The sequence below is a fragment of the Hydrogenophaga intermedia genome, assembly GCF_000723405.1.
GTDB classification, from domain to species: Bacteria; Pseudomonadota; Gammaproteobacteria; order Burkholderiales; family Burkholderiaceae_C; genus Hydrogenophaga; species Hydrogenophaga intermedia.
In genome coordinates, this window is the sequence record NZ_CCAE010000121.1 from 1 (window position 1) to 1,090 (window position 1,090).

The 1,090-nt window shown below is 69.7% G+C and carries 1 protein-coding gene; it reads right to left on the reverse strand.

Going from position 1 to position 1,090, the window contains the following annotated elements; genetic code table 11:
* A partial coding sequence (locus BN948_RS25400) for a hypothetical protein (RefSeq protein WP_035624945.1) occupies positions 1-1,090 on the reverse strand: 1,090 nt, incomplete at both ends.

The window sequence follows — 1,090 nt, forward strand, 5'->3', positions numbered from 1 at the left end:
TGCAGTCGTGGCAGAGCACCTGCAGGTGGCGGCTGAGTTCGAGCTGGAAGCCGCGGGTGCCACCGCTGGCCGGCACGGCCCACAGGGCGGCCAGGGCGGGGTACTCGGCGAAGGGGTAGTCGTCGGAGGGCAGCAGCACGCGCGCGCCGGGGTCGTCGGCGTAGTCGGTGAGCGAGCTGAAGTTCAGGCCGAGCTCCTCGCTGGCGTAGTCCACCCCTTCGTGGCGCAGGCGCACGTAGGGGGTGGGGGAACCTGTCACGAGTTCGGTCTCGAAGCGCTCGTTGGCGTTGAGCACAACGCCGGCCTGAACGTCCAGATCGCCCAGGGCCTCGATGCGCGCGGAGCGGTTCTCGATGCGATCGGCCGACAGGGCCATGTCGGCGCCGCTCAGGATCAGGCCCCCGCGCTGGTTGCTGATCGTGTCCCGGGCCTGGATGGACAGGTGTTCTCGCGCGGCGATGACGGCGTTCTCGGCGTTGGTCACGTTGTCGGCGGCGATGGCCAACCGATCGCCGTAGAGGCGGCCGCTGTTGGTCACAACGCCGGCCTGGACGCTCACACCAGCTCCATCGATCAGGCCGGCGTTGTTGACGCTGGTGGCCGCCAGGCTTGTCTGGCCCCCGCGGATCTCGCCCGCGTTGTCGAGCTCGCCTGGCGTGCTCAACGAGATGTCCTGCTGGCTGCTGATCCGGGCGTCTGCGCCGTTGTCGATGCCGCTGGCTTGAACGCTTAGGCCGGCGTTGCTTTGCAGGCTGCCCTTGTTGACCAGGCGCCCGTCGGCCAGCAGCACGAGCTCGCCCTGGGCCGAGAGCACGCCCTGGTTGTTGACCCCCAGGCCCTTCTCGGTGCCGACGAGGAAGATGTGCCCGGCGTACATGCCACCCAGGTGGGCCACGTCGAGCAGGAAGCGGGGGGGCTCGCCGACGGGGGTGGCGGCTCCCGTGGGTTCATGCGTGCTGGCGTCCACGGTGTTGGCGCCGTTGACCACCTTGAGGTAGTTGGCCCAGAGGCCCGCGTTCACCTCGGTGGCGCGCGAGAGGATGCTCAGGTAGTCGGCGCCGCGCGCGTCCAGGCCGGCACCGAAGATGCC